We start from the raw sequence: 24,684 nt of genomic DNA on the forward strand, positions 1-24,684 counted from the left end.
CCCGCAACCGGCGTGCAAAAGATACTGACAGGGTGCGCCGTCAAGGGGCTTGGCCGCCGGCGATGGCCCGCAACTTGAAGGGAAGGCCCGAAAGCAGCGCCCGCACATAGCGCTTCTTCTGGTAGAACCCGTTCAGCGAAACGCGACGGAAGGCGGTGGGGCTTGCCTGGAACCGCTGTTCGATCAGGCCGGGCATGTTGGTCACCGCTGCCGTGAAACCGGCGTCGGCGGCGGCTGCGATCTCACGAGAGCCGACCGCCGCCGCATACCCATAGGGATAGGCGAAGGCCTTCGGCCGGACGCCCACATAGCGTTCGACGGCCTCGGCAGAGCCGGTCATCTCGAGGCGCAGGCGGTCGTCCGTGACGCGGCGCAGATTCGGATGCGTGAGGGTGTGCGCGCCGAACTGGGCGAGCGGGTCTTGCGCCAGTTCGCCAAGCTCGGTGGCGCTCATCGTCTGCTGTTCGGTGATGGCCAGCGCGTCGATGCCGCATTGGCGGGCAAGCGCGTCGAGGGCGGCGACCGCCGCATCCTCGTCGCCGGCTTCCGTAACGAAGGTCGCAAGCCGGTCGAAGGCGGCGATCTTTTGCAGTTCGGTCCGCGTCGTCAGGCGCTGCGGACCGTCGGGGAAGGCGAACTCGAATGCGCTCACCGCGCTGACGATGTCTTCTGCCGTCTTCCACCAGATGGAGCGGCTGCGCTCGACAAAGCCGGCGGTGATGAAGATCGTGTAGGGAATGCCGTATCGGCGGAAGACAGGGGCGGCGAAGCGCGCATTGTCACGGTAGCCATCATCGAGAGTGAAGCAGACATAGCGCCGCTTGTCGGCCGCATCCGCCAGGCGCTCGGGCAGGTCCTCGACGGCGATGGGCGTCAGCCCGCTTTCGAGCGCCACCTGGATGGCTTGTTCGAGAAATGCCGGCGTCACCGTCAGCCAGCTGTTGGGCGCCCAGCGCGCGGGGATGCGCGGATCGACATGATGCAGCGTGAAGATCGCTCCGCGCCCGCCAAGGAGAGGCCACGGTCCCACCAGTCCGGGCAGCGCAGCGCTTTCCAGTCCTGCCCGGATAAGTTCATAGCGGGCAAACCTCCTGAAGGCTTGAAGCGGGATCATGCTATCTTCGACGCTGTTTCACCCCGATCTCAAGGAAAAGCACGGGCCGGTGACCGCCAATGCAGAGCGTCGTTTTCGAGCAAAATGACGCGCGGCCATCCAAGCAGGAAATGCTGAACAAATCGCTTCCGGCAAACGTCGGTCGAAGCGTCTTTGCGCGTTTTGATTGCGGCGTTCGCGGACGGAAACCCGCCGAGTTGAGATGATGTTTCCTGCCTTGCGAACACCCGGGGCCGAAGACCGCGGCGAAACCGCGGTCTCCGGATTGGCGGGCGATTGCAGCACGCGCTTGCGGCACCGCTTGACGCGACCGGTTGCGGGTGTTGCCCGATCTCGGCCGCTAGCCCTTCCTGCAACTCATGGGCGCGTTACCGGCGGAACAATTTCCGAGCCGACGAACACCGCCAGAACGCGTACCGGCTTCTCCCCGACGACGCGGCCATTGTGCCAGGTATGAACCGCTTCGACGAATCCATCCCCGGCACGGAATACTTCTTCCGTTCCGCCCTCGTAAGCGATGGCCAACTCGCCCTCGAGGATGTAGCCGAACGTGGGCACCGAATGCAGATGCCGGCCCGTTTCCTCGCCTGGCAGCAGGGTAACCACGACGGATGTGATCTTCGCCTGTCCGGAAGGATAGGTGATTTGCTGATTGAGCACCGTCTTTTCGGTGTCGACCAAAGGAACAACGCGCTGATAATCGGTAGGAACGGTTTTCTGCTCGGCTGAAACGGGAGATGCTGTCATGAGCACAATTGCGGAAACGAAATTTACCAGATAAATATTATGAAGCATAAATAGCAACCACCATAAAATAGAATATAACAACAACAGAAGCCACATTCAATGCGGCTGTCTCTTTGTCAATGGTAGATCGGGATACTTGTTCGTAATGCAAAGAAAATGATGGCAGGGTGGTCCGCCGTCATCTCGCTTTGCTTTATCGCAAGAGCAGGGAATCTGCGTTTTAGATCGAGAAGCTCGTGCCGCAGCCGCAGGAGGCAACGGCGTTCGGGTTTCTGATCTGGAACGATTGGCCGATCAGGTCGTCGACGAAGTCGATCACCGAGCCGCCCATATAGACCAGCGAGAGATCGTCGATCAAAACGGTCGCGCCGTTCTTCTCTATGGCGATGTCGTCGTCATTGCGGGTATCGACCAGGTCGAACAGATAGGAGAAGCCAGAACAGCCGCCGCCCTCGACGGCGACGCGCAGGGCGATCTTGCCGGGATCATCCTTCAGAATGGCCGCGATGCGCCGTGCCGCGGCCTCGGTCATCTCGACATTCTTCATTTCCGTTCCGGCGTCCATGCCCATGACGTTGTCCTGACGGTCACCTTGCGTTCTTGTTCATGGAATAGGTATGAAGCCGGAGGCGGCAAGTCAACCGGAGCGGTGATCCTGCCCGCTCTGCGAAGGTGGTGTGGCGGAACATGCAAGGCAAAGAGAGTTTGCGGGAGATCGGTTTCGGCTACCGGCCGCGTGCCGCCTATGCCACGGATCCGGCGGCCTCGCGCGGGCGCCTGTTCGCCGAGCCGGAAAGCCCGACCCGCACGCCGTTCCAGCGCGATCGTGACCGCATCATCCATTCGACCGCATTTCGCCGTCTGAAACACAAGACCCAGGTCTTCATCGCCCATGAGGGCGACCATTACCGCACGCGGCTGACCCACTCGATCGAGGTGGCGCAGATCGCCCGTGCGCTGGCGCGGGCACTGTGCGGCGACGAGGATCTGGCCGAGGCGATCGCCCTGGTGCATGATTTCGGCCACACGCCGTTCGGCCACACGGGCGAAGACGCGCTCCATGCCCGCATGGCGCGCTGGGGCGGGTTCGATCACAATGCGCAGTCGCTGCGCATCGTCACCGACCTGGAACGCCGCTATGCCGAATTCGACGGGCTGAACCTGAGCTGGGAAACACTCGAAGGCCTGGTCAAGCACAATGGACCGCTGACCGACGCGCAGGGCGCAGGCCTGGACGGGCCGGTGCCGGGCGCGATCCTCGATTATGTGGCGCGCCACGATCTGGAATTGTCGCTCCATGCCGGGATCGAAGCCCAGTGCGCGGCCATCGCCGACGACATCGCCTACAATGCCCACGACATCGACGACGGACTGCGTTCGGGCCTGCTGACGCTCGACATGCTGGCGGGCGTGACCTTGCCCGGCCGCATCCTCGACACGGTCGCCGCGCGCTATCCGGGGCTTGATCCCGTCCGCCGGGGGCACGAGTTGATGCGCCGCCAGATCACCGCCATGGTCGAGGATGTGATCGTCACGGCGCGCGCCAATCTCGACGCGCTCGGGCCGCAAAGTGCCGCCGACGTGCACCGCGCCGGACGAACGATGGTGACTTTTTCGCCGGCCATGCAGGCGCAGGAGAAGGAATTGAAAAGCTTTCTCTACGCCAATCTCTATCGGCATGAAGCGGTGATTGCCGTGCGCACGCATGCCGAGCAGATCGTCCGCGATCTGTTCGATGCCTATTTTGCCGATCCGCGCGCCATGCCGGAGGGCTGGCACGAGGAACAGAACCTCGTCGACGAGGCCGCAAAGGCCCGCCATGTGGCCGATTTCCTGGCCGGCATGACCGACACCTATGCGGTCAAGGAACACCGCCGCCTGTTTGACCGGACTCCCGATTTGAGCTAGTCCGGGCGGCGCTCGGGCCTTGCAGGCCGGATGCGCGAACGTTTGCCGAAGCATTTTCAGGACATCGTCCATGAACATTTTTGCCGATTTCACCGATCGGGTGTTGAAGACCGTCGAATCCCTCGAATTGCGCTCCAGCGCCGGCGAGGCGCTTGACTTGTCGCGCATCGCCGTCGAACCGCCGCGCGATGCGACCCATGGCGACGTGGCGACCAATGCCGCCATGGTGCTTGCCAAGGCGGTCGGCGAAAATCCGCGCCTGCTGGGCGAAAAGATCGCCGCCGCCTTCGCCGGCGATCCGGATGTGGCGGCGGCGAGCGTGGCCGGGCCCGGCTTCGTCAACCTCAAGCTGAGCGACGGTTTCTGGCAGGCGCGCCTCGGCGAGATGCTTGACCTGGGCACGGATTACGGTCGTTCCGCGCTCGGCGGCGGTGAGAAGGTGAATGTCGAGTATGTTTCGGCCAATCCGACCGGACCGATGCATGTCGGCCATTGCCGTGGCGCCGTCGTCGGCGACGCGCTGGCCAATCTTCTGGCTTTCGCCGGCTATGCGGTGACGCGCGAATACTACATCAATGACGCGGGCGTGCAGATCGACGTGCTCGGCCAATCGGTCATGCTGCGCTATCGCGAGGCGCTGGGCGAGAAGATCGGCGAGATTCCGGCGGGGCTCTATCCGGCCGATTACCTGGTGCCCGTCGGCGAGGCGCTGGCCGGCGAGTTCGGTACAAAACTCCTCGAAATGCCGGCCACCGAGGCCATGGCGATCATCAAGGACAAGACCATCGACATGATGATGGCGATGATTCGCGACGATCTTGCCGTCCTCAACATCAAGCACGACGTGTTCTTTTCCGAACGTTCCCTGCATGCGGGCAACGGTGCGCCGATCCGCTCCGCCATCAACGATCTGACGATGAAGGGGCATGTCTACAAGGGCAAGCTGCCGCCGCCCAAGGGGCAGAAGCCGGAAGACTGGGAAGACCGCGAGCAGACCCTGTTCCGTTCGACGGCGGTCGGCGACGACATCGACCGGCCGTTGATGAAGTCGGACGGGTCCTTCACCTATTTCGCCGCCGACGTCGCTTACATGAAGGACAAGGTGGATCGCGGGTTCGAACACCTGATCTATGTGCTGGGCGCCGATCACAGCGGCTATGTCAAGCGGCTGCAGGCGGTTGCCCGGGCACTCGCCGGCGACGATCTGGAATTGACCGCGCTGCTGTGCCAGCTGGTCAGGCTGTTCCGCGCCGGCGAACCGGTGCGCATGTCGAAACGGGCAGGGGAGTTCGTCACCCTGCGCGAGGTGGTCGATGAGGTCGGCCGCGATCCGATCCGTTTCATGATGCTGTACCGGAAGAACGACGCGCCGCTCGATTTCGACTTCGCCAAGGTCACCGAGCAGTCGAAGGACAATCCGGTTTTCTACGTGCAGTACGCCTCGGCGCGCTGCCACTCGGCGTTCCGCCAGGCTCGCGAGCAACTCGCCGTCGAACGGTTCGAGCGGGCCGACATGCGGGCAGCCCTGTCGCTGCTGACCGACGAGGGCGAAATGGCGCTGGTGCGCAAGCTGGCTGAGTACCCGCGCCTGATCGAAAGTGCGGCCCAGGTCATGGAGCCGCATCGGCTGGCTTTCTACCTCTACGACCTTGCCAGCCTGTTCCATGCCCAGTGGAACCGGGGCACAGAGATAGACGGCTTACGTTTTGTTAAGGTTAACGACCGACAATTGACTTACGCCAGGCTGGGTCTGGTGCAGGCAGTTTGCGACGTTCTGACGTCCGGACTGGCGTTGATCGGGGCGGAGGCGCCTTCCGAAATGCGCTGATCCATCCATCAACAGGGTGTGACGGCCTGTCACCTTTTGCCCACATTGCGCTGGTAGGTGCAACAGTTGCGACGTCGCCGGCGTCCGACCGAGTGTGAGTGCGGAAGACAAATGGCAGATCATAGCTCGAACCAACGTGCAGACATTGCTGGACTGACAGACGACGACCCGTTTGCGGAACTGACCCGCATCATGGGGCACGACCCGCGACGCGTGGATGTGCCGAAATCGGATCTGGACGTGGCCAGCGATGATCTCGCGCTTGAACTGGAAAACGAACTTCTTGGCGATCTGACGGCGTTTTCCGACCTGGAGCCGCAGGAGGCTGCCGCCGCCGCAGACAATGATCCATGGCAGCCCGCGCCGTCCGACTGGCGTTTCGGCCCGGCCGACCAGACGGTTGAAGAGACGGCGCCTGAACTGGCCGATGCGCTGGACGAGACCTTCGCCGCCAGCTTCGAGCAGGAAATGCGCCTCGATGTCGCTGAGGACGATGACGTCGTCAACGAGATGCCGATTGACGAAGAGGCGGCGGACGAATGGTCGCCCAAGGATTTTGCCGCGCATCCCGATGCTGATGAGACGGCGCTGAACGACACGGATGTCCCCGAATCCCCCTTTGCCGACGACGGCCGCGCTGCCGATCCCTTCGCCGCTGACGATGCTGATGTCGAGGTGGTGTTCAACCCGGGCGATTGGGCGCAACTCGACGCCGATTTCGCTGAAACAGAGACGGTTCCGGCGTCTGCCGGAGAACCCCTCGATCAACCGGCGGATCAGGATTTTGCTCACCTGCCTTCCACGTTCCAGGCCGAGCCGGTCGCGGTCGGGATGGGCGCCGGTGAGGAGGCGCCGTTTGAGGTAGCGCCGTTCGACGAAGCGTCGTTTGACGAAGCGCTGCCGCACAGCCCCATTGCCGACGATTTCACGCAGCCGGCAGCGCCGGTCGGCGCGCGCCAATACATGTCGCCGCAGGATTTTGCCTCGTCCGTTGCCAAGGGCAGCGAGCAGGCAGCGGCAGAGGAACCGGCAGTTTCCGACGAGCATCTGGATCTGGCCGCGCAATTCGAAGCCGAATTCGATCCGCATGACGACATGACTGCGGCGACGGCCGACGCGCCGGCACAGACGGAGTGGCAGGCCCCCGTCGGTGAGCCTGCGTCGTGGACTTTCGCTGAAGATGAGCCTGAACCGACACCCGAGCCTGAACAGTCTGCCACCGAGGCTGTCGCCGAGGACGCCAGTTCGTTCTGGCGCCAGCCCGAGCCGCCGCAGCCGCCCGCCGATGACGGGCCGCCGCTGATCGACATTGTCGATGTGCCGGGCGATGCACGGGTCGCCGTCGAGCAAGCCCAGCATATTCCCGAGTTCCATAGCGAGCCCGACAAGGGACCGGAAGCCGACGCCGATGATCTGGAACTGGCCCTGGCCAGGGCGTTCGGCGATGCGGAAGGTGTTCCCGAGACGCTTTCGGCGCCGGCTGAAAAGCCGGCCGTGGATTTTCCACGCGATCAGTACGCCACGGCGGCACTGGGCGCCGACGGAAACCAACGGGCGGACGATTTCGCCTTCGACGACGATTTCGCCGACGAAGCCGTCGAGCAGACCGCTGCCCGGTACGAGGCGCCCCAGTACGAGGCGCCCCGCTATGAGGCTGACGGAGCGACGGCCTATGACCAGGCCGACGCCTATCTCGCCGCCGACGATGATCCTTGGCGCGACCAGGCCGAGGATGGCCTGGGGGCAAAAACCGCCGCTTTGGGCATGGCGCCCGTGGCTCTGCGTGACCGATTGCCGAAAGGCCGCAGCGGCATCCTGATCGCCGCCATTGGCGGTGTGGCCGTTCTCGGCGCGATCGCTGTCTTTGCTTTTGGAACGGGCGGCGGCAGCGGCGAAACCCCGGCACTGGTGCGCGCCGACAGCGATCCGGTGAAGGTGAAGCCGGACAATCCAGGTGGCCAAACGGTACCGAACCAGGACAACCAGGTTTATCAGCGCGTTACCGGGGCAGAGGCCGCCGGGAACCCGGCGCAGGAGCGTCTCGTTTCCACGGCTGAAGAGCCGGTCGATGTGCCGGCCCCACAGGTTGAGTCCTCGGCTCCCAAATCCGAAGAGCGCCTTGCATCCGCAGCTCCCGATCAATCGGCCACCGCTGTCGACGAAGCCGTGACAGCGATGGCGCCGCGCCGCGTTCGCACGATGGTCGTGCGTCCGGACGGAACGATGGTGCCGCGTGAGGAGATTGAACCGGCAGCACAAACCGCCGCAGCGGCGCCGACGCCGGCCGCTTTGCAGCCAGAGACCAGCGCCCAGCCGGAAACAGCCGCGCCCAGCGCGTCATCGGCGGCGATCGCGGACGAACCTGCCGCGGCTGAAAGCGCCGCTGGCGTGGCCACCGATGTAAACGTGCCGACGGCGGCTCCTGTGCCGACCTCGCGTCCGGCATCGGCGCCTGTGCAGAGGCAGCAACCGGCAGAGACGGCGCCGGCACGGGTGGCATCCGCTCCCGCACAGCCGACGCAGCCCGTGGCGCAGCCGGCCCAGCCGACTGCTGCGGCGGCCGACGGCTGGTCCGTGCAGATTTCATCGCAGCCGACAGCCGAAAGCGCCCAGCAATCCTATCAGGACATGGCGCAGCGCCATGGCAATCTCCTGACGGGCAGGGGCGTGAACATCGTCAAGGCGGACGTCGCCGGCAAGGGCACGTATTATCGGGTGCGCATTCCTTCCCAGTCGAAGGAAGATGCGATCCAGCTCTGCTCGAATCTGAAAGCCGCAGGCGGCAGCTGCTTCGTTTCGAAATAGCCTGTCTGGCCCACTGCACCGAAAGAAGCCGCCATGCTTGCCAGGCGGCTTTTTTCATGGGCGCTTTCCGCTGTCGTCATCGGCGGCTATCCTGGGTGCATGAGCGAATCAAAAGCTATGATTCTCGGTGCGACCGGGACGGAATTGACGGCCGACGAGTGCGCCTTCTATCGCGACGAGCGCCCGTGGGGATTCATCCTGTTTGCGCGCAATGTCGCCGAGCCTGAACAGTTGCGCGACCTGGTCGCGGCCATGCGCGACAGCGTCGGGCGCGCCGACGCGCCGGTGTTCATCGACCAGGAGGGCGGCCGCGTGCAAAGGCTTCGTCCGCCGCTGGCCCCGGACTATCCGAACGCCGCGACGCTGGGCGCCATCTACGGCCGCGACCATGGTGCGGGGCTGCGCGCCGCCTGGCTGATGTCGCGGCTGCATGCGATGGATCTTGCCCGCTACGGCATCACGGCCGATTGCCTGCCGGTGCTCGACGTGCCGGTGGCCGGCGCGCACGATGTCATCGGCAACCGCGCCTATGCGCACGACCCGCAAGCCGTCATCGCGCTTGGCCGGGCCGCCAGCGAGGGCCTGATGGCCGGCGGCGTCCTGCCGGTCATGAAGCACATGCCCGGCCATGGCCGGGCTTTCGCCGACAGCCACAAGGCGCTGCCCGAGGTGACGGCGTCGCTGGATGAGCTTCGCGCCCATGATTTTCTGCCGTTCAAGGCCCTGGCCGACCTGCCGATGGCAATGACCGCGCACATCGTCTACCACGCCATCGACGCGGAGCGTCCGGCCACCACCTCGCCGTTGGTCATTGGCGACATCATTCGCGGCGAGATCGGTTTCGACGGGCTTTTGATGAGCGATGACGTGTCCATGCACGCACTTTCTGGGGATTTCGCCGCCCGTGCAGAAGCAATCCTTGCGGCGGGATGCGATCTTGTCCTTCACTGCCATGGAATTATGCCGGAAATGCAGGCGGTGGCCGAAAAGGCGCCCGAATTGTCGGGCAAGAGCCTTGAACGCGCCAATCGGGCGCTTGCCCACCTGAAGCCGGGGGACGATCTAGAAGAGACGGTGGCGCGTGCGGAGTTCGCGCGATGCTTCGAGGCCGTCGCGTGAAGACGAGGACTGGGGATTTTTGGCCCAGAATGTTGAAAAACAGGCCGCCAAGCCCATTCCCATGGACAGGCTGTGGGAAGATGACAGCGCCAAGGACCGGGGTGTCTCCGAGCCGGCGCTGACGGTCGACGTGGCCGGTTTCGAGGGACCGCTCGATCTGCTCCTGCATCTGGCGCGGACCCAGAAGGTTGATCTCGCCCGTATTTCCGTTTTGGCGCTGGTGGAGCAGTATATCGCCTTCGTCGAGCGTGTTCGCGAGATGCGGTTGGAACTGGCCGCTGACTATCTGGTCATGGCCGCCTGGCTTGCCTATCTCAAATCGCGTCTGCTGATTCCCAAGAAGCCCGAGGATGACGAACCCTCCGGTGAGGAAATGGCGGCGATCCTGCAGTTCCGCCTCAAGCGCCTGGAAGCCATGCGCGACGCGGCCGCCCGGCTCGTCAACCGCAACCGGCTGGGCCGCGACGTCTTCGCGCGCGGCATGCCCGAGCCGATCGTCGTGGCCAGGCAGAGCGCGTTCTCGGCATCGCTCTACGATCTTCTGACCGCCTATGCCGGCCAGCGGCAGCGCCGCGCCGTCACCAATGTCCGCATCGCCCAGCGCGGTGTGTGGTCGCTGAAGCAGGCGCGCGACATTCTGGTGCGGATGATCGGCGATTTCGCCGACTGGACCGCGCTCGACCAGTTCCTCATCAAGTACATGACGAGCGGCGAGGAGCGGGCGACCGCAGTGGCAAGCTCGTTCGCCGCCACGCTCGAACTGGTGCGCGAGGGGGCGCTTGAAATCCGCCAGCAGCAGCCCTTCGCGCCGATCTACATGCGCACCGGCAAGGAAAAGCCAGAAAATCTGTTCGAGACGATACATGATTGAGAACAGCAACGTGGTTCCCTTCGCCGACGACGACGACGCAGACAGCGCGGCCGCCGGATCCGGTCCGGTTTCACGACCGCAACCTGTCGAGGTCAAGCGCATGGCCGAGGCGATCGTGTTTGCCAGCGCCGAGCCGGTTTCAGAGAAAGCCATTGCCGATCGCCTGCCCGACGGCGCCGACGTCGCCCAGGCGATGGAGGAATTGCGCATCGAATACGCCATGCGCGGCGTCAATCTGGTACAGATCGCCGATTGCTGGGCGTTTCGCACCGCCAGCGACCTGTCCTTCCTGATGAACCGCAATGCAGTGCAGCAGCGCAAATTGTCGCGCGCGGCGCTCGAAATGCTGGCGGTGGTGGCCTATCACCAGCCGGTGACGCGCGCCGAGATCGAGGAAATTCGCGGCGTCGAAACCTCCAAGGGCACGCTCGACATCCTCCTGGAAACCGGTTGGGTGAAGATGCGCGGCCGCCGCCGCACGCCGGGTCGCCCCGTGACCTATGGCACCAGCATCGAGTTTCTCGATCATTTCGGCCTCGAGGAACTGCGCGACCTGCCGGGCCTCGAGGAGCTCAAGGGCGCCGGCCTCCTGTCGCCGCGCATGCCGTCCAACTTCGCCGTGCCGCAGCCCATCTCCGATCCGGACGTCCTGGCAGACGACGAGGACCCGCTGACCGACATCGACCTGGAGGAACTCGGTCTGTTGACACCGCTCGCCCAGGATGATTGACGAGAAGGGTGGGCGCAGTCCGGTCACGATCCATCCAGGGATGTCAGCGAATGAACAGTCAGAGGCAAGCTTCGGCACGGGTGACGGCCGGTGTCAGCTTTGCGGCCCGCCTGTCCTTCGACGGCATCAGCCACAGCTATCCTTCAGGCGCAGAGACCCTGCGCGAGGTTTCGCTGGCCGCCGAGCCGGGCGAGGTGCTTTGCCTGCTCGGGCCGTCCGGCTCCGGCAAGACGACCCTGCTCAGGATCGCGGCCGGCATCGAGACGCAGACGGCCGGGCGGATCGTTCTCAACGATCGGTTGATCGCCGGGCCGGGTGTCTTCCTGCCGCCGGAGCAGCGTTCGATCGGCCTCGTCTTCCAGGATTTCGCGCTGTTCCCGCATCTGAGCATTTTGGACAATGTCCGCTTCGGCCTGACGGCCCTGTCCGCCGACGAGGCGCGCCATGAGGCGATGATAGCGCTGGAGCGCGTCGGGCTCGAAACCTATGCGGCCGCCTATCCGCATGTTCTGTCGGGCGGCGAGCAGCAGCGTGTGGCCCTGGCGCGCGCGCTGGCCCCGCGCCCGGCGGTGCTTCTGATGGACGAACCCTTTTCCGGTCTCGATTCACGGCTGAAGGACACGGTGCGCGCCGAAACGCTGGACATCCTGCGGCAAAGCCGGGCGACGGCCATCGTCGTCACGCATGACGCCGAGGAGGCGATGCGCATGGGCGACCGCATCGCGCTGTTGAAAGATGGGCGCCTGGTGCAGGTGGGCGCGGCCGAGGACCTATACCAGAACCCGGCCGATCTTTTCGTCGCCGGGTTCTTCTCCGAACTCAACGAATTCTCCGGCAAGGTCGCCGGCGGCGCCGTCGAGACGCCGCTTGGGCGTTTCCCCGCGCCGAAACTGACCGACGGGCAGGAGGCGGTTGTCGCCGTGCGGCTGTCGGGCTTTCAGATCAATCAGCAGGGCGGTGCGATCCCCGCGCGTCTCGTCTCGCGGCGCTTCCTGGGCGTCGTTGAGTTTCTGGAACTTGCGGTTCCCGGCGCCGACAGGCATGTGCGGGCGCGGGTGCGCTGCGGAAACCTGGAACCGGGCGTGCGCGACGTGTGGATCGATATCGTCCCGGCGGATGTGCTGGTGTTCGCCAATCCAGCACGATTAATAGACCCTGACCCCAGACATTCGTTTGAAAGATCGGGCGAAAGCGCATAAATCAACTCAATGGCAATTGGCGAAAGAGACTGACATGGGTTCCTTTTCTATCTGGCACTGGCTCATTGTGCTCGTCGTGGTGCTGCTCCTGTTCGGACGCGGCAAGATTCCCGAGCTGATGGGCGACATGGCCAAAGGCATCAAGAGCTTCAAGAAGGGCATGTCCGAAGAGGACGAGGATGCGGAGACGGCAAAGACCGTCGAGCATCAGCCGGACGAGCCGATTAAGGACGCGGCCAAGACGAGCAAGAAGAAGGCCGGCTGATTCACGCCGTGCGGCTTGCGCTGTCTATCGCCCTTATTCTGGTGACATATGTTTGACATTGGCTGGCCTGAAATGCTGGTGATCGCCGTCGTCCTGATCGTTGTGGTCGGGCCGAAGGATTTGCCGCGTATGCTGCGCACCTTCGGGCGCACCACCACGAAACTGCGCGGCATGGCCGGCGATTTTCGCAAGCAGTTCGACGAGGCGCTGAAGGAAGCGGAGCTTGACGACGTCAAGACCATGGTCGATGACGCCCGCAAGCTCGACCCGCGCAACGAGATCAAGAAGCATCTCAATCCGATCGAGAAGGTCGGCCAGGACATCCGCGCCGGGCTCGACGCGGCGATGAAGCCACAACCGGCGAAACCGGCAACCCCGGCCAAAACGGGGGTGCATCCAGCCGAGCCGGTGAAGAAGGCGGCGACCGGCATGCCGGCAGGGACCACGGCATCGGCGAAGGCCAAATCGTCAGCCCAATCTGAAGCCAAGTCTCCGGCTAAATCCCCGGCCAAGCGAGCACCGGTGAAGGCGGCGGCCAAACCCAAACCGGCAGCCGCGAAATCGACCGCAAGCAAGAAAACCAGCGGAGCGGCCTCGTGAGCGCTGACGGCAAAGACGATATAGACCAGTCCTCGGCGCCGCTGCTCGATCACCTGATCGAACTGCGCTCGCGCCTGATCTGGGCGATCGGCGGTTTTTTCGTCGCTTTCCTCGTCTGCTTCTTCTTCGCCAAGCAGATCTTCAACCTGCTTGTCATTCCGTTCCAGTGGGCAACCTTGTGGGCTGGGCTCGATGCGAGCAAGGTCGACCTGATCTACACAGCACCGCAGGAATTCTTCTTCACGCAGATCAAGCTGGCCATGTTCGGCGGCGTGGTGGTGGCCTTCCCGGTGATCGCCATGCAGGTGTACAAATTCGTCGCGCCCGGGCTCTACAAGAACGAGCGGCGCGCCTTCATGCCGTTCCTCATAGCCTCGCCGATCCTGTTCCTCATCGGCGGCGCGCTGGTCTATTTCTTCTTCACGCCGATGGTCATGTGGTTCTTCCTGTCGATGCAGCAGGTGGGGCCGGAAAACACCGTGCAGATCTCGCTGCTGCCGAAGGTTTCCGAATATCTCGGGCTGATCATGACGCTGATGCTGTCCTTCGGCCTGGTGTTTCAATTGCCCGTGGTGACGACGCTGATGGCGCGGGTCGGATTGCTGACCTCGCAGGGCCTTGCCGACAAGCGCAAATACGCCATCGTCGCCGCCTTCGTCGCCGCTGCCGTGCTGACGCCGCCGGACCCGGTGAGCCAGATCGGTCTTGCGCTTCCAACCATCCTTCTCTACGAGATTGCCATCTGGGCCGCCCGTATGGTGGAGCGCAGTCGCGCGCGGGAGAAAGCCGCGGCTGACCAAACCGACGAAGCGGACCAGCCGACCGCCTAGACTGAAGGCATTTCCTGTCGCTGTCGGGGCGGTTGTTCAAATCTCTCCGCGATTGGAAGCCTGACATGCTCGACATCAAATGGATTCGCGAGAACCCGCTGGCGCTTGACGAAACGCTGGAAAAGCGTGGCGCGAACCCCGAAAGCCAAAAGCTCCTGGCGCTCGACGAAGCGCGCCGCCAGCACCTGACCAGGCTGCAGGAGGCGCAGGAGCGCCGCAACGCCGCCTCCAGGGAAATCGGCAAGGCGATGGCTTCCGGCGACAAGGCGCTGGCCGAGACGCTGAAGGCCGAAGTGGCCGAGCTGAAGGGCTTCGTCCAGGAGGGCGAGGCCGAGGAGCGCCGCCACGATGCCGCGCTGCGCGACGCATTGGCGCGCCTTCCCAACATCCCGCTCGACGACGTGCCGGTCGGCGCCGACGAAAGCGATAATGTCGAGGTCCGCAAAATCGGCGAGGCCAGGCACAGCAACTGGTCGAAAGAGCATTTCGAGATCGGCGAGGCGCTCGGCCTGATGGATTTCGAGCGCGCGGCGAAGATTTCGGGTTCGCGCTTCACCGTGCTGTCGGGCCAGCTTGCCAGGCTGGAACGCGCGCTCGGCCAGTTCATGCTCGACCTGCACACAATCGAACATGGCTATACGGAAGTCCAGCCGCCGCTCCTGGTGCGCGACGAGGCGATGTTCGGCACCGGGCAATTGCCGAAATTCGAGGAAGACCTTTTCCGCGCCGGCGACGACCATTGGCTCATCCCCACCGCCGAGGTCCCGCTCACCAATCTCGTGCGCGAGGAAATCCTCGATGGCGAGAAACTGCCACTGCGCTTCACCGCGCTGACGCCGTGCTTCCGCTCGGAGGCAGGCTCTGCCGGCCGCGACACGCGCGGCATGCTGCGCCAGCATCAGTTCTACAAGGTCGAGCTGGTGTCGATTACCGATGCGGATTCCTCCCTTGCCGAGCACGAGCGCATGACCGAATGCGCCGAGAGCGTGCTGAAGAAGCTCGACCTGCCGTTCCGCACCATGGTCCTGTGCACCGGCGACATGGGCTTCGGCGCGCGCAAGACCTACGATCTCGAGGTCTGGCTGCCGGGGCAGAAAGCCTATCGCGAAATCTCGTCCTGCTCGGTCTGCGGCGATTTCCAGGGACGCCGCATGAACGCGCGCTACCGCATCGGCAGCGACAAGCAGACCCATTTCGTCCACACGCTGAACGGCTCGGGCACGGCGGTTGGCCGGGCGCTGATCGCCGTTCTGGAAAACTACCAGAACGAGGATGGCAGCGTGACGGTGCCGGATGTTCTGCGTCCCTATATGGGCGGCCTGGAGAAGATCGAAGCATTAAAGGACTGATATCTTGCGCATTCTGTTAACCAACGACGACGGCATTCACGCCGAGGGCCTGGCGGTTCTCGAACGCATCGCCAGGACGCTCTCCGACGATGTTTGGGTGGTTGCGCCGGAGACCGACCAGTCCGGCTTCGCTCATTCGCTGTCACTGTCCGAGCCGCTCAGGATGCGCAAGATCGACGACCGCCATTTCGCCCTGCGCGGCACGCCCACCGATTGCGTCATCATGGGCGTGCGCCACGTGATGGACCGGCAGCCGGATTTGATCCTGTCGGGGGTCAACAACGGCACCAACATCGCCGACGACGTGACCTATTCGGGCACCGTGGCCGGCGCCATGGAGGGCACGCTGCTCGGCATCCGCTCCATCGCCCTCAGCCAGGCCTATGATTTCAGGGATGAAAGCCGTTTCGTGCCGTTCGGCACGGTGGAAGCGCTCGCCCCGCCGCTGTTGAAGCGCCTCGTCGAAACGCCGCTGCCGGCCGGCGTGTTCCTCAATCTCAACTTTCCCAACTGCCCGCCCGAAGAGGCCAAGGGCACGCTGGTCACGGCGCAGGGCAAGCTGGTGCATGGCCTGTGGGTCGAGGAGCGCAAGGACGGGCGCAACTTTCCCTACTACTGGCTGCGCTTTGGCCGCGAACAGGCCGACATCCGCGCCGGCAGCGACCAGGCCGCCATGCGCGACAATTATGTTTCGGTGACGCCGCTGCATCTCGACCTGACCGCGCATGAGGTGCGCGACCGGCTGACCAAGGCGCTTGCATGATGGCGCCGGATCCTGAACGGGAGGGGTTTGCCGCCTTCATGCTGCGCATGCGCGCGCGCGGGCTGGGCGGCAAGGCGCTGTTTTCCGCCATGGAGATGACGCCGCGCGCGGGCTTCATCCCGTCGCAATGGAATGCCTCGGCCTGGTCCGACCGCATGGTGCCGATCGCCTGCGGCGAGGCGATCGAGGGATGCGACCTGCAGGCACAGGTGATCGAGGCGCTCGAACTGTCGTCCGGTCACCGCGTGCTGGAGATCGGCACTGGCTCGGGCTTCACTGCCGCCGTCATGGCGCGGTTGGCCGGCCGCGTCGTCAGCCTGGATCGCTACCGGACGCTTGTCGCCGAGGCACAGTCGCGCTGGGAGGTTCTGGGCATCGCCAATGCGGTCGCGCGCCACGCCGACGGCATTGACGGCCTGGCCAGCGAAGGGCCGTTCGACAGGATCGTTGCCTGGGCGGCGTTCGATGAACTGCCGCGCCGTTTCGTCGATCAACTGGCGACGGGCGGCATCATGATCTGCCCCGTGGGAGCGGCCGAGGAGGTGCAGACGATGATGAAGCTCGTCAAGATCGGCAGCCGCTTCGAGCGGACGGACCTGGCGTCGGTGCGTCTCCAGCCGCTGGTGAAACGGGCCTCCGAAGCCATCTGATTGGCTGCCGCGCTAGAGCGGGATGAGGAAAAGTGCGAAGCGGTTTTCCGCCCGCATCCCGCTCTAACTTACCAGGAGCGATCACGTTTATGATTTTGGATTGGTTCAATCCAAAATCATCGTGATCTAGAGATTCCAATAATTTCCACCGTCTTCTTAACCGCTGAGTAACATTAACGCGATCTAATTGCCGGTGTTCAAGTATCGGGTACGCGGGTAGTCTCATGCGTTGCATCACACGGAAATTCGAGCGCACTCTGGTGCGTGGAGCGGCTGTTCTCCTGGTGGGTGGCGCGGTCGCCGGCTGCAGTTCCGATGTCTCACGCTTCAGGGCAAGCGATTTTTCTGACGGGCGACCGTCCGCCAACCGCAACATCGCCATGGCCCCGGCCAGCCAGCCCTATCCGGGCGATGCCGGCTACAACACGGCAGGCCTCGACACCACCGCCACGGGATCGATCAACCGCCAGGCCGCACGCCCGGCAGGGCTCGTTGGCGGGGTTGCGCAGCAGCAGCCATTGCCGGCGCCCGGCTCGAGCCGGATGAACCAGCCTGTCACCTTGGCGCCTGCGGCTTCCACACCCATCCAGCGCCAGCAGATCGCCGCGCCCACGCAGCAGCCGGCCCCCATTGCCGCTGCCCGTCCGCAACTCGACGGAACGGCGACCGGCTCCGTGGCACAACCCGCAGCGCCTGCAGGCAACACGGTTGTCACCGTGCGCGAGGGCGACACCGCCTACAGCCTGTCGCGGCGCTTCGGTGTGCCGGCGAGTGTGATCCTCAGCGCCAATGGCTTGCCCAAGGACGCCGGTCTGAAGACCGGCCAGCAGATCGTCATTCCGAGCTACGCATATTCGCGCGGTGCTCCCGGCGCCAATGGCAATGCACCACAAGACAACACCCGGACAGCGACACGCGAACCGGTTCCCAGCCAGCGCGAGCCGCAGGAGCGGCTGGCAGTGCTGCCCGAGACGCCGAAGCCGCGCGCCCGACCGGACCGGTCCGAAGCCAGCAGCACGACGGCGAACAACAGCAATGCCGCCGGCGGCAACATGGTCTCGGGCGGGGTCTACACCGTCGCCTCCGGCGACACGCTGTACGGCATCGCACGCAAGACCGGTGCCAGCGCGGCCAGCATCAAGGCGGCCAACGGACTGGCTGACGGCTATTTGCAGATCGGCCAGAAATTGACCATTCCAGCAGGCGGCGCCGGCCAGACGACGCAAGTTGCAAGCGCTTCCAAACCAGTCGACAAGACCACCACCAGCGCCACCACGCGTGAGCCAGCGCCGGTCGTGAAGGCCAGCGCCGAGCCCATCGCCCAACCCGCCGGTGGCGAAACCCAGGTGGCGGCCGTCGCCAGCAACAGCAGTGCCGCAGCGCCCGATTCAACCGGTATTGGCAAATTGCGCTGGCCGGTGCGCGGACGCATCGTCTCGAATTTCGGCAGCACCTCCGGTTCGGTCAGGAACGACGGCATCGACATTTCCGTCCCGGCCGGCACCGCTGTGAAGGCGGCGGAGAATGGCGTCGTCATCTACGCCGGCGACGGGCTGAAGGAATTCGGCAACACGGTTCTGGTGCGCCATGATGACGGCATGGTCACCGTCTACGGCCACGCCAGCGCCCTGCGCGTCAAGCGCGGCGAGAAGGTCAAGCGTGGCCAGGAGATCGCGCTTTCGGGCATGAGCGGCAATGCGGACAGCCCGAAACTGCATTTCGAAGTGCGCAAGAACGCGACGCCGGTCAATCCGACCGGATATCTCGAATAGGCTTTCGCGAATAATCAAGAAAAGACGCGGCCTGCCTGACCTCCGGTCAGGCTGCTCCTTAACCCGCCCGCAAGGGCGGGTTCTTTATTGGGGCGCGCGTGCGGGGGGCGGACAGCGTCGCCTGACCGATTGCGCCTTGACGACGGAGGTGCTCGTCTGGGCCTTGTCGGAGATCGCGTCGATCAGCACGTCAAGATCCTCGATCGACCGGGCGAACAGGCGGACCACGAAGCAATCGTCGCCCGTCACCTTGTCGCATTCGACCACTTCGGGAATTTCGGCGATCAGCTTCTCGACGATGTGCAGCTTGCCGGGCAGGGGGCGTATCCGCACGATGGCCTGCAACTGATAGCCGAGCGCGCGCGGATCGAGCTCGAGCGTGTAGGCGCGGATCACGCCGCGCTCCTCAAGCCGGCGTACCCGCTCGGAAACGCTGGGTGAAGACAGGCCGACCACGGCCGCCAGGTCCTTCAACGACATGCGGGCATCCTCGATCAAGGCCCCGATGATCCGTTGGTCCATTTGGTCAAGCATTGGTCTTCCTTCGGAGTTCGCCTGTTTCACCTAAGATAATTAGGTTTACCATCACCATCTCCTTCGCGAAAGCATGGAGATCGCCCAGGCACCGTCACATACTCCGCCGCCAACCATGCGTGAGGCGTTGATGAACGAGCGAGTGCGCGGGACGGTCGAGATGACCGCCGCAATGACCATCCTGGGAACGATCGGCTGGTTCGTCGTGCTGTCGGGCGCCGCGCCGATCGACGTGGTGTTCTGGCGCTGCGTCTTCGGCGCGGCAACGCTGTTCGTCATCTGCGCGGCGATGGGGCTCTTGCGCGGCGTGCTGACCTGGCGACTTGCCGCCATCGCTGCTTTGGGCGGTGTGGCGATCGTCGTCAACTGGGTGCTGTTGTTCAGTGCCTATGAGCATGCTTCCATCGCCATCGCCACGGCAGTCTACAACACCCAGCCCTTCATGCTGGTCGGCTTCGGGGCGTTGTTTTTCGGCGAAAGGCCGACACTCGCCAAGCTTGCCTGGCTGCTGGTCGCCTTTGCCGGACTGATCCTGATCGTTCAGTCCAAGCCCGGCGCGGACTATGTTGGTGCGAATTACTTCATCGGCATCGCAATGGCGCTGGGCGCAGCCTTCTTCTGGGCGCTGGCGGCTGTCGTCACCAAGGCGCTGAAAGGCATGCCGCCGCATCTGATCGCCCTCGTCCAGACGAGCGTTGGCATTGCCATGCTGGCGCCTTTCGCCAATCTGGCCAATCCGCCCGTCGGGTTCGGCGCGTGGTCGGCGCTGGCCACGCTCGGCATCGTCCATACGGGACTGATGTACATATTGATGTACGGCGCCGTGCAGAAACTGCCGACCCACCTGCAAGGCGCTTTGTCCTTCGTCTATCCGGTGGTGGCGATTTTCGTCGACTACGCGGCCTTCGGCCACCGGCTGCAGGCCCTGCAATTGCTGGGCGCCGCGGCCATCCTCATTGCCGCCGCCGGCATGACGCTGGGGTGGACGCTCGGTTGGCGCCGACATCCCCCAGCCAACGGGGTCAGTCGTCCAGCCGCTTGCCCAGCCGACCAGCCAGGTCCTGGATGAATTGCCAGGCGACGCGGCCGGAGCGGCTGCCGCGTGTCGTCGCCCATTCGAGCGCGTCTGCGCGCAAGGCGTCGGGGGCGACGCTCAGCCCGTAATGGCGCACATAGCCGTCGATCATCGCCAGATATTCTTCCTGCGAGCATTTGTGGAAGCCGAGCCACAGGCCGAATCGATCCGACAGAGACACTTTTTCCTCGACCGCTTCGGACGGGTTGATGGCCGTCGAGCGTTCGTTCTCGATCATGTCGCGCGGCAGGAGGTGCCGGCGGTTCGACGTGGCGTAGAGGATGACATTCGCCGGCCGTCCCTCGACGCCGCCCTCGAGCGCCGCCTTCAGCGATTTGTAGGACGTGTCGTTCTGGTCGAAGGACAGATCGTCGCAGAAGAGGATGAAGCGGAACGGCGCCGCCTTCAATAGAGCCATCAGCTGCGGCAGGGTTTCGATGTCCTCGCGGTGAATCTCGACCAGCTTGAGCGGCGCTTGCCCGGCCTTTGCCGAACCGTTCACCGCTGCGTGGACAGCCTTCACCAGCGATGACTTGCCCATGCCGCGCGCGCCCCACAGAAGCACGTTGTTGGCCGGCAGGCCGCGGGCGAAGCGCTCCGTATTGTCGGCCAGGATGTCGCGCACCCGGTCGACGCCATGGATCAGGCCGATCTCGACGCGGTTGACCTTTTCTATGGGCACAAGGGCTCGGCTTTCGGCATGCCAGACGAAACAGTCGGCTGCGTCGAATCGCGCGGGCAGGGGCGTGGCCGGGCCGAGACGTTCCACCGCGGCGATCAGGCGGTCGAGCTTGTCGCTCAGCGCTTCAATACTTTTGTCCTGCATGAATCGTCCTATAGCATCTGCAATCCGGCGGAATCGCCCGACGTCCGCACAAACGCGGAAAAACAAAGAAACAGTGCGTCCTTTATGCGTCCGAATGGCCGCATGGCACCCCTCAACAGCTTATGCAAAGCGGAAATTCATATGCGTACCGTACGGTACGGTTCTGTCACAAGGCCGAGGGATTTGCAAGCCGCGCCGGGCGCTCAGTGGTACGCCAGGCAAACAGCGGCGCACAAAGGCGGCGAATGGTTGCAATGGAGGGCCGAAAGTCTATATTCCGGCCACATTTACGACCAGCCGGCCTGCCGGCGCATTTCAGGAGTATCCCATGTTCGTAACCCCGGCATATGCACAGGCTGGCATCGGCGCCACGCCGGACATCTTCGTCAGCATCCTGCCTTTCGTGCTGATCTTCGTCATCATGTATTTCCTCATCATCCGGCCGCAGCGCCAGCAGATGAAGCGACGCACCGAAATGCTCGCGGCTGTTCGGCGCGGCGACACGGTGGTGACCGGCGGCGGCCTCATTGGCAAGGTGACCAAGGTCGTCAACGATCATGAGCTCGAAATCGATCTGGGCGGCGGCAACAAGGTAACTGCCCTCCGCTCCATGCTTGCCGAAGTGCGCGTCAAGGGCGAACCGGTGGCCGATAACACCTCCGCCAAGAAATAACCGCAATATGACGTGATTTCCGGGGAGGGCCGTTGCGGCGGACCCACCCCGAAATGAAGAGGCACCATGCTACATTTCTCGCGCTGGCAAACGATCCTCATCTGGCTGGCCGTGGCGCTCGGCATCGCCTATGCGGCGCCGAACATCATCCCGGCCTCCTATCTGTCGTCCGTGCCGAGCTGGGCGCCGACGCGTCCGATGACGCTCGGCCTCGATCTTCAGGGTGGTTCGCACATCCTCCTGCAGATCGAGAAGAACGAACTGATCGAGGAACGGATCGTCACCACGCGCGACGACATTCGCCGCGTGCTGCGCGACAAGAAGATCGGCTACACAGGCCTGACGGGATCGGGCCAGAGCGTCCAGGTGCGCATCCGCGATGCCGGCGATGTCGCGGCGGCCAAGGAAGCGCTGAGCGAATTGACCCAGCCGATCACTTCAGGCCTGTTTGGCGGCGGCACCGTCACCGAGCTGACGCTGAGCGAGCCGGAGCCGGGGCTTCTGCGCTTTTCGCTCACCGGTGACGGTATCCAGTACCGCATCACCTCGGCCTTGACCCAGTCGATCGAAGTGGTCGGCCGGCGCGTCAACGAACTTGGCACCACCGAGCCGGTCATCCAGCGCCAGGGCGACGACCGCATTCTGGTACAGGTGCCAGGCCTGCAGGATCCACAGCGCCTGAAGGACATTCTTGGCCAGACCGCCAAGATGACCTTTCAGATGGTCGACCAGTCAATGCCCGTGCAGGAAGCCATCACCGGCCGACCGCCGATCGGCACATCGGTCAAATACTCGATGGATGACCCGCCGGTTCCCTATCTGATCGAGGACCGCGTCATCGTCTCGGGCGAAAACCTCGTCGATGCGCAGGCGACTTTCGACCAGCGCACCAACGAGCCCGTCGTCAGCTTCCGCTTCGACACCAAGGGTGCGACGCGTTTCGGCCAGGCGACGCAGGAGAATGTCAGCCGGCTGTTCGCCATCATTCTCGACGATCAGGTGATCTCGGCCCCGCAGATTCGCGAGCCGATCCTCGGCGGCACGGGCCAGATTTCCGGCAGTTTCAATGTGCAGAGCGCCAACGACCTGGCTGTTCTGTTGCGCGCCGGTGCGCTGCCGGCGACCCTGACCATCATCGAGGAGCGGACCGTCGGGCCGGGTCTCGGCCAGGATTCCATCGACGCCGGCAAGATTGCCTCGGTCATCGGCGCTGTTCTCGTCGTGGCGTTCATGATCGCCGCCTATGGCCTGCTTGGCGTGTTCGCCGTCGTCGCGCTGGTCGCCAACGTGACGATGATCATCGCCATCCTGTCGGCGCTGGGCGCCACGCTGACCTTGCCTGGCATTGCCGGCATCGTGCTGACCATCGGCATGGCGGTCGATTCCAGCGTCCTGATCTTCGAGCGGATACGCGAGGAACGCGCCGGCGGGCGATCGCTCATCCAGGCGGTCGACACGGGCTTCTCCAAGGCGCTGGCAACCATCATCGACGCCAATGTCACGACGCTCATCGCCGCCATCATCCTGTTCTATCTCGGTTCCGGGCCGGTGCGCGGTTTCGCCGTCACGCTGGCTGTCGGTATCGCGACCACGGTGTTCACGGCCTACACGCTGACCCGTTGGATCGTCGCCGATTGGGTGCGCCGCCGCCGGCCGAAGGAATTGCCGCGCTCGCCGATAAAGTTGGTGCCCGACGGGACGCGCATCGGTTTCATGAAGATTCGCCGCGTCACCTTCTCCCTGTCGGCCATCGCCTCCATCGCCGCCGTCGTTCTGTTCATGAGCTTCAACATGAACTACGGCATCGATTTCCGCGGCGGCTCGTCGATCGAGGTGCAGTCGCGCGAAGGGCCGGCCGATCTCGCCGACATCCGGGCGCGGCTCTCCGGCCTGAACCTCGGCGAGGTCCAGGTGCAGGAATTCGGCGACCCGCGCGAGGTGCTGATCCGCGTCCAGGCGCAGGATGGCGGCGACAACGCCGAACAGACCGTCATCGCCAAGATGCGCGGCGAGCTGGAGGACGCCTACGAGTTCCGCCGCGTCGAGGTGGTCGGTCCGACCGTTTCCAACGAATTGGCGCGCGCCGGAACCATCGCCGTGCTGGCCTCGCTGCTGGCCATCCTGATCTATATCTGGCTGCGTTTCGAATGGCAGTTCGCCGTCGGCGCGATCCTGGCAACGCTGCACGATGTCATCATGACCATCGGCTTCTTCGTCGTTACCGGGATCGAGTTCAACCTGACGAGCATCGCGGCCATCCTGACCATTGTCGGCTATTCGCTGAACGACACGGTCGTGGTCTATGATCGCGTGCGCGAGAATTTGCGTCGCTTCAAGAAGATGCCGATGCCGCAATTGCTCGACCTGTCGATGAACCAGACCCTGTCGCGCACGACGATGACCTCGGTGACGACGCTCCTGGCGCTCGTTGCATTGTTCATCTTCGGCGGGGAAGTGATCCGCTCTTTCACGGCGGCCATGATCTTTGGCGTGGTGATGGGCACCTATTCGTCGATCTTCATCGCCGGACCGTTGTTGATCCTGTTCCGTATGCGCGGCGCCGGCTCGCAGGCCGGAACGGCGGATGACGGTGACGCGACCGGCGGGGAAACCGCCGGCCAGCTGCCGGCGAAGTGATGTCCGCCGGCCTGCAAATCCGCGCGGCCCATTTTCCCGGCCGCGCGCCCATCGATGCCTATGGCAATGGCGGTTTCCGCTTCGCCGACATGTCGCATCGTGGCTCGATCCTCTGCCTGCCGTCGGGCATTCATGGCTGGGATGTGACGGCGTTCGAAGGGCTCGGGGAGGGCGATTACGCTGCGCTGATCGCAGAGGCGGACGCCTTCGACATTCTGCTTGTCGGCACGGGCAAGACGCTGATCCCGCTGCCGGCGGAATTGCGCAAGCGGTTCCGCGACGCGGGCGTCGCCGTGGAGACCATGGCGACCGGCGCTGCGGTGCGCACCTACAATGTCCTGCTTGCCGAGAGCCGGACCGTTGCCGCAGCGCTGATTGCCGTCGATTGA

The 24,684-nt window shown here is 64.2% G+C and carries 23 protein-coding genes; 18 read left to right on the plus strand and 5 right to left on the minus strand.

Going from position 1 to position 24,684, the window contains the following annotated elements; all coding sequences use genetic code 11:
* Positions 1-40: 40 nt before the first annotated feature.
* The 3 genes from AB843_RS15775 to erpA form a co-directional block, all read right to left on the minus strand.
* The gene (locus AB843_RS15775; protein ID WP_048647838.1) at positions 41-1,114 is read right to left on the minus strand and encodes a polysaccharide deacetylase family protein; all 1,074 of its coding nucleotides are present in this window, start codon (positions 1,112-1,114) and stop codon (positions 41-43) included.
* A gap of 357 nt (positions 1,115-1,471) precedes the next feature.
* The gene (locus AB843_RS15780; protein WP_244467994.1) at positions 1,472-1,957 is read right to left on the minus strand and encodes a cupin domain-containing protein; all 486 of its coding nucleotides are present in this window, start codon (positions 1,955-1,957) and stop codon (positions 1,472-1,474) included.
* Positions 1,958-2,081: 124 nt separating this feature from the next.
* Complete coding sequence (erpA, locus tag AB843_RS15785; protein WP_048647840.1) at positions 2,082-2,432, minus strand: iron-sulfur cluster insertion protein ErpA; 351 nt, start codon at positions 2,430-2,432, stop codon at positions 2,082-2,084.
* A gap of 116 nt (positions 2,433-2,548) precedes the next feature.
* Between erpA and AB843_RS15790 the strand changes: the two genes are divergently transcribed.
* From AB843_RS15790 to AB843_RS15855, 14 genes are all read left to right on the plus strand, one after another.
* Positions 2,549-3,769: a deoxyguanosinetriphosphate triphosphohydrolase gene (locus AB843_RS15790; protein WP_048647841.1), complete on the plus strand. Its 1,221-nt coding sequence runs from the start codon at positions 2,549-2,551 to the stop codon at positions 3,767-3,769.
* A gap of 70 nt (positions 3,770-3,839) precedes the next feature.
* Positions 3,840-5,597 carry an arginine--tRNA ligase gene (gene argS / locus AB843_RS15795; RefSeq protein ID WP_048647842.1) on the plus strand — a complete coding sequence of 586 codons (1,758 nt, stop codon included), beginning with the start codon at positions 3,840-3,842 and terminating at the stop codon, positions 5,595-5,597.
* A 111-nt stretch (positions 5,598-5,708) separates the two neighbouring features.
* On the plus strand, positions 5,709-8,402 hold the full coding sequence (locus AB843_RS15800) for an SPOR domain-containing protein (protein ID WP_082143863.1): 2,694 nt from the start codon (positions 5,709-5,711) through the stop codon (positions 8,400-8,402).
* 99 nt (positions 8,403-8,501) lie between these two features.
* Positions 8,502-9,521 (plus strand): beta-N-acetylhexosaminidase, encoded by a 1,020-nt coding sequence (gene nagZ / locus AB843_RS15805; protein ID WP_048647983.1) that lies wholly within the window; start codon positions 8,502-8,504, stop codon positions 9,519-9,521.
* 61 nt (positions 9,522-9,582) lie between these two features.
* Entirely contained in the window at positions 9,583-10,392 is an 810-nt protein-coding gene (locus AB843_RS15810) for a segregation and condensation protein A (protein WP_206412902.1), read from the plus strand.
* Complete coding sequence (scpB, locus tag AB843_RS15815; RefSeq protein ID WP_048647845.1) at positions 10,385-11,122, plus strand: SMC-Scp complex subunit ScpB; 738 nt, start codon at positions 10,385-10,387, stop codon at positions 11,120-11,122. The genes AB843_RS15810 and scpB overlap by 8 nt, the downstream gene beginning before the upstream one ends.
* A 50-nt stretch (positions 11,123-11,172) precedes the next feature.
* Complete coding sequence (locus tag AB843_RS15820; RefSeq protein WP_048647846.1) at positions 11,173-12,321, plus strand: ABC transporter ATP-binding protein; 1,149 nt, start codon at positions 11,173-11,175, stop codon at positions 12,319-12,321.
* A 34-nt stretch (positions 12,322-12,355) separates the two neighbouring features.
* Positions 12,356-12,586 carry a twin-arginine translocase TatA/TatE family subunit gene (locus AB843_RS15825; protein ID WP_048647847.1) on the plus strand — a complete coding sequence of 77 codons (231 nt, stop codon included), beginning with the start codon at positions 12,356-12,358 and terminating at the stop codon, positions 12,584-12,586.
* 48 nt (positions 12,587-12,634) lie between these two features.
* Positions 12,635-13,186, plus strand: coding sequence for a Sec-independent protein translocase protein TatB (gene tatB, locus AB843_RS15830; protein ID WP_048647848.1), 552 nt, complete (start codon positions 12,635-12,637; stop codon positions 13,184-13,186).
* A complete protein-coding gene (gene tatC / locus AB843_RS15835) occupies positions 13,183-14,016 on the plus strand; it encodes a twin-arginine translocase subunit TatC (RefSeq protein WP_048647849.1) in 834 nt (277 codons plus the stop codon). The genes tatB and tatC overlap by 4 nt, the downstream gene beginning before the upstream one ends.
* Before the next feature lie 65 nt (positions 14,017-14,081).
* Complete coding sequence (serS, locus tag AB843_RS15840) at positions 14,082-15,365, plus strand: serine--tRNA ligase (protein WP_048647850.1); 1,284 nt, start codon at positions 14,082-14,084, stop codon at positions 15,363-15,365.
* A 4-nt stretch (positions 15,366-15,369) separates the two neighbouring features.
* Entirely contained in the window at positions 15,370-16,128 is a 759-nt protein-coding gene (gene surE, locus AB843_RS15845; RefSeq protein ID WP_048647851.1) for a 5'/3'-nucleotidase SurE, read from the plus strand.
* A complete protein-coding gene (locus AB843_RS15850; protein WP_048647852.1) occupies positions 16,125-16,778 on the plus strand; it encodes a protein-L-isoaspartate(D-aspartate) O-methyltransferase in 654 nt (217 codons plus the stop codon). Before surE ends, AB843_RS15850 begins: the two co-directional genes overlap by 4 nt.
* Positions 16,779-17,002: 224 nt before the next feature.
* Complete coding sequence (locus tag AB843_RS15855) at positions 17,003-18,550, plus strand: peptidoglycan DD-metalloendopeptidase family protein (RefSeq protein WP_048647853.1); 1,548 nt, start codon at positions 17,003-17,005, stop codon at positions 18,548-18,550.
* An 84-nt stretch (positions 18,551-18,634) separates the two neighbouring features.
* On the opposite strand, the gene AB843_RS15860 is transcribed toward AB843_RS15855, so the two are convergent.
* Entirely contained in the window at positions 18,635-19,084 is a 450-nt protein-coding gene (locus tag AB843_RS15860) for an Lrp/AsnC family transcriptional regulator (protein WP_048647854.1), read from the minus strand.
* 130 nt (positions 19,085-19,214) lie between these two features.
* On the opposite strand from AB843_RS15860, the gene AB843_RS15865 reads away from it, so the two are divergent.
* Entirely contained in the window at positions 19,215-20,153 is a 939-nt protein-coding gene (locus tag AB843_RS15865; RefSeq protein ID WP_048647984.1) for a DMT family transporter, read from the plus strand.
* Here AB843_RS15865 and AB843_RS15870 read toward each other — a convergent pair.
* Positions 20,107-20,985 (minus strand): ATP-binding protein, encoded by an 879-nt coding sequence (locus AB843_RS15870; protein ID WP_048647855.1) that lies wholly within the window; start codon positions 20,983-20,985, stop codon positions 20,107-20,109. The genes AB843_RS15865 and AB843_RS15870 overlap by 47 nt on opposite strands.
* Positions 20,986-21,313: 328 nt before the next feature.
* Here AB843_RS15870 and yajC point away from each other — a divergent pair, with 328 nt between their 5' ends.
* The 3 genes from yajC (at position 21,314) to AB843_RS15885 (ending at position 24,684) form a co-directional block, all read left to right on the plus strand.
* The gene (yajC, locus tag AB843_RS15875; RefSeq protein ID WP_048647856.1) at positions 21,314-21,658 is read left to right on the plus strand and encodes a preprotein translocase subunit YajC; all 345 of its coding nucleotides are present in this window, start codon (positions 21,314-21,316) and stop codon (positions 21,656-21,658) included.
* Between the two features lie 66 nt (positions 21,659-21,724).
* Positions 21,725-24,295 carry a protein translocase subunit SecDF gene (secDF, locus tag AB843_RS15880; RefSeq protein ID WP_048647857.1) on the plus strand — a complete coding sequence of 857 codons (2,571 nt, stop codon included), beginning with the start codon at positions 21,725-21,727 and terminating at the stop codon, positions 24,293-24,295.
* The gene (locus AB843_RS15885) at positions 24,295-24,684 is read left to right on the plus strand and encodes an Mth938-like domain-containing protein (protein ID WP_048647858.1); all 390 of its coding nucleotides are present in this window, start codon (positions 24,295-24,297) and stop codon (positions 24,682-24,684) included. The genes secDF and AB843_RS15885 overlap by 1 nt, the downstream gene beginning before the upstream one ends.

Source organism: Nitratireductor soli (assembly GCF_001050155.1).
In the GTDB taxonomy this organism is placed as follows: Bacteria; Pseudomonadota; Alphaproteobacteria; order Rhizobiales; family Rhizobiaceae; genus Nitratireductor; species Nitratireductor soli.

Bases quoted from the DNA above. Each gene is read 5' to 3' on its own strand.
- AB843_RS15775 (WP_048647838.1), bottom strand. From the start codon at position 1,114: ATGATCCCGCTTCAAGCCTTCAGGAGGTTTGCCCGCTATGAACTTATC.
- AB843_RS15780 (WP_244467994.1), bottom strand. From the start codon at position 1,957: ATGTGGCTTCTGTTGTTGTTATATTCTATTTTATGGTGGTTGCTATTT.
- erpA (WP_048647840.1), bottom strand. From the start codon at position 2,432: ATGGGCATGGACGCCGGAACGGAAATGAAGAATGTCGAGATGACCGAG.
- AB843_RS15790 (WP_048647841.1), top strand. From the start codon at position 2,549: ATGCAAGGCAAAGAGAGTTTGCGGGAGATCGGTTTCGGCTACCGGCCG.
- argS (WP_048647842.1), top strand. From the start codon at position 3,840: ATGAACATTTTTGCCGATTTCACCGATCGGGTGTTGAAGACCGTCGAA.
- AB843_RS15800 (WP_082143863.1), top strand. From the start codon at position 5,709: ATGGCAGATCATAGCTCGAACCAACGTGCAGACATTGCTGGACTGACA.
- nagZ (WP_048647983.1), top strand. From the start codon at position 8,502: ATGAGCGAATCAAAAGCTATGATTCTCGGTGCGACCGGGACGGAATTG.
- AB843_RS15810 (WP_206412902.1), top strand. From the start codon at position 9,583: ATGGACAGGCTGTGGGAAGATGACAGCGCCAAGGACCGGGGTGTCTCC.
- scpB (WP_048647845.1), top strand. From the start codon at position 10,385: ATGATTGAGAACAGCAACGTGGTTCCCTTCGCCGACGACGACGACGCA.
- AB843_RS15820 (WP_048647846.1), top strand. From the start codon at position 11,173: ATGAACAGTCAGAGGCAAGCTTCGGCACGGGTGACGGCCGGTGTCAGC.
- AB843_RS15825 (WP_048647847.1), top strand. From the start codon at position 12,356: ATGGGTTCCTTTTCTATCTGGCACTGGCTCATTGTGCTCGTCGTGGTG.
- tatB (WP_048647848.1), top strand. From the start codon at position 12,635: ATGTTTGACATTGGCTGGCCTGAAATGCTGGTGATCGCCGTCGTCCTG.
- serS (WP_048647850.1), top strand. From the start codon at position 14,082: ATGCTCGACATCAAATGGATTCGCGAGAACCCGCTGGCGCTTGACGAA.
- AB843_RS15850 (WP_048647852.1), top strand. From the start codon at position 16,125: ATGATGGCGCCGGATCCTGAACGGGAGGGGTTTGCCGCCTTCATGCTG.
- AB843_RS15855 (WP_048647853.1), top strand. From the start codon at position 17,003: ATGCGTTGCATCACACGGAAATTCGAGCGCACTCTGGTGCGTGGAGCG.
- AB843_RS15860 (WP_048647854.1), bottom strand. From the start codon at position 19,084: ATGCTTGACCAAATGGACCAACGGATCATCGGGGCCTTGATCGAGGAT.
- AB843_RS15865 (WP_048647984.1), top strand. From the start codon at position 19,215: ATGAACGAGCGAGTGCGCGGGACGGTCGAGATGACCGCCGCAATGACC.
- AB843_RS15870 (WP_048647855.1), bottom strand. From the start codon at position 20,985: ATGCAGGACAAAAGTATTGAAGCGCTGAGCGACAAGCTCGACCGCCTG.
- yajC (WP_048647856.1), top strand. From the start codon at position 21,314: ATGTTCGTAACCCCGGCATATGCACAGGCTGGCATCGGCGCCACGCCG.
- secDF (WP_048647857.1), top strand. From the start codon at position 21,725: ATGCTACATTTCTCGCGCTGGCAAACGATCCTCATCTGGCTGGCCGTG.
- AB843_RS15885 (WP_048647858.1), top strand. From the start codon at position 24,295: ATGTCCGCCGGCCTGCAAATCCGCGCGGCCCATTTTCCCGGCCGCGCG.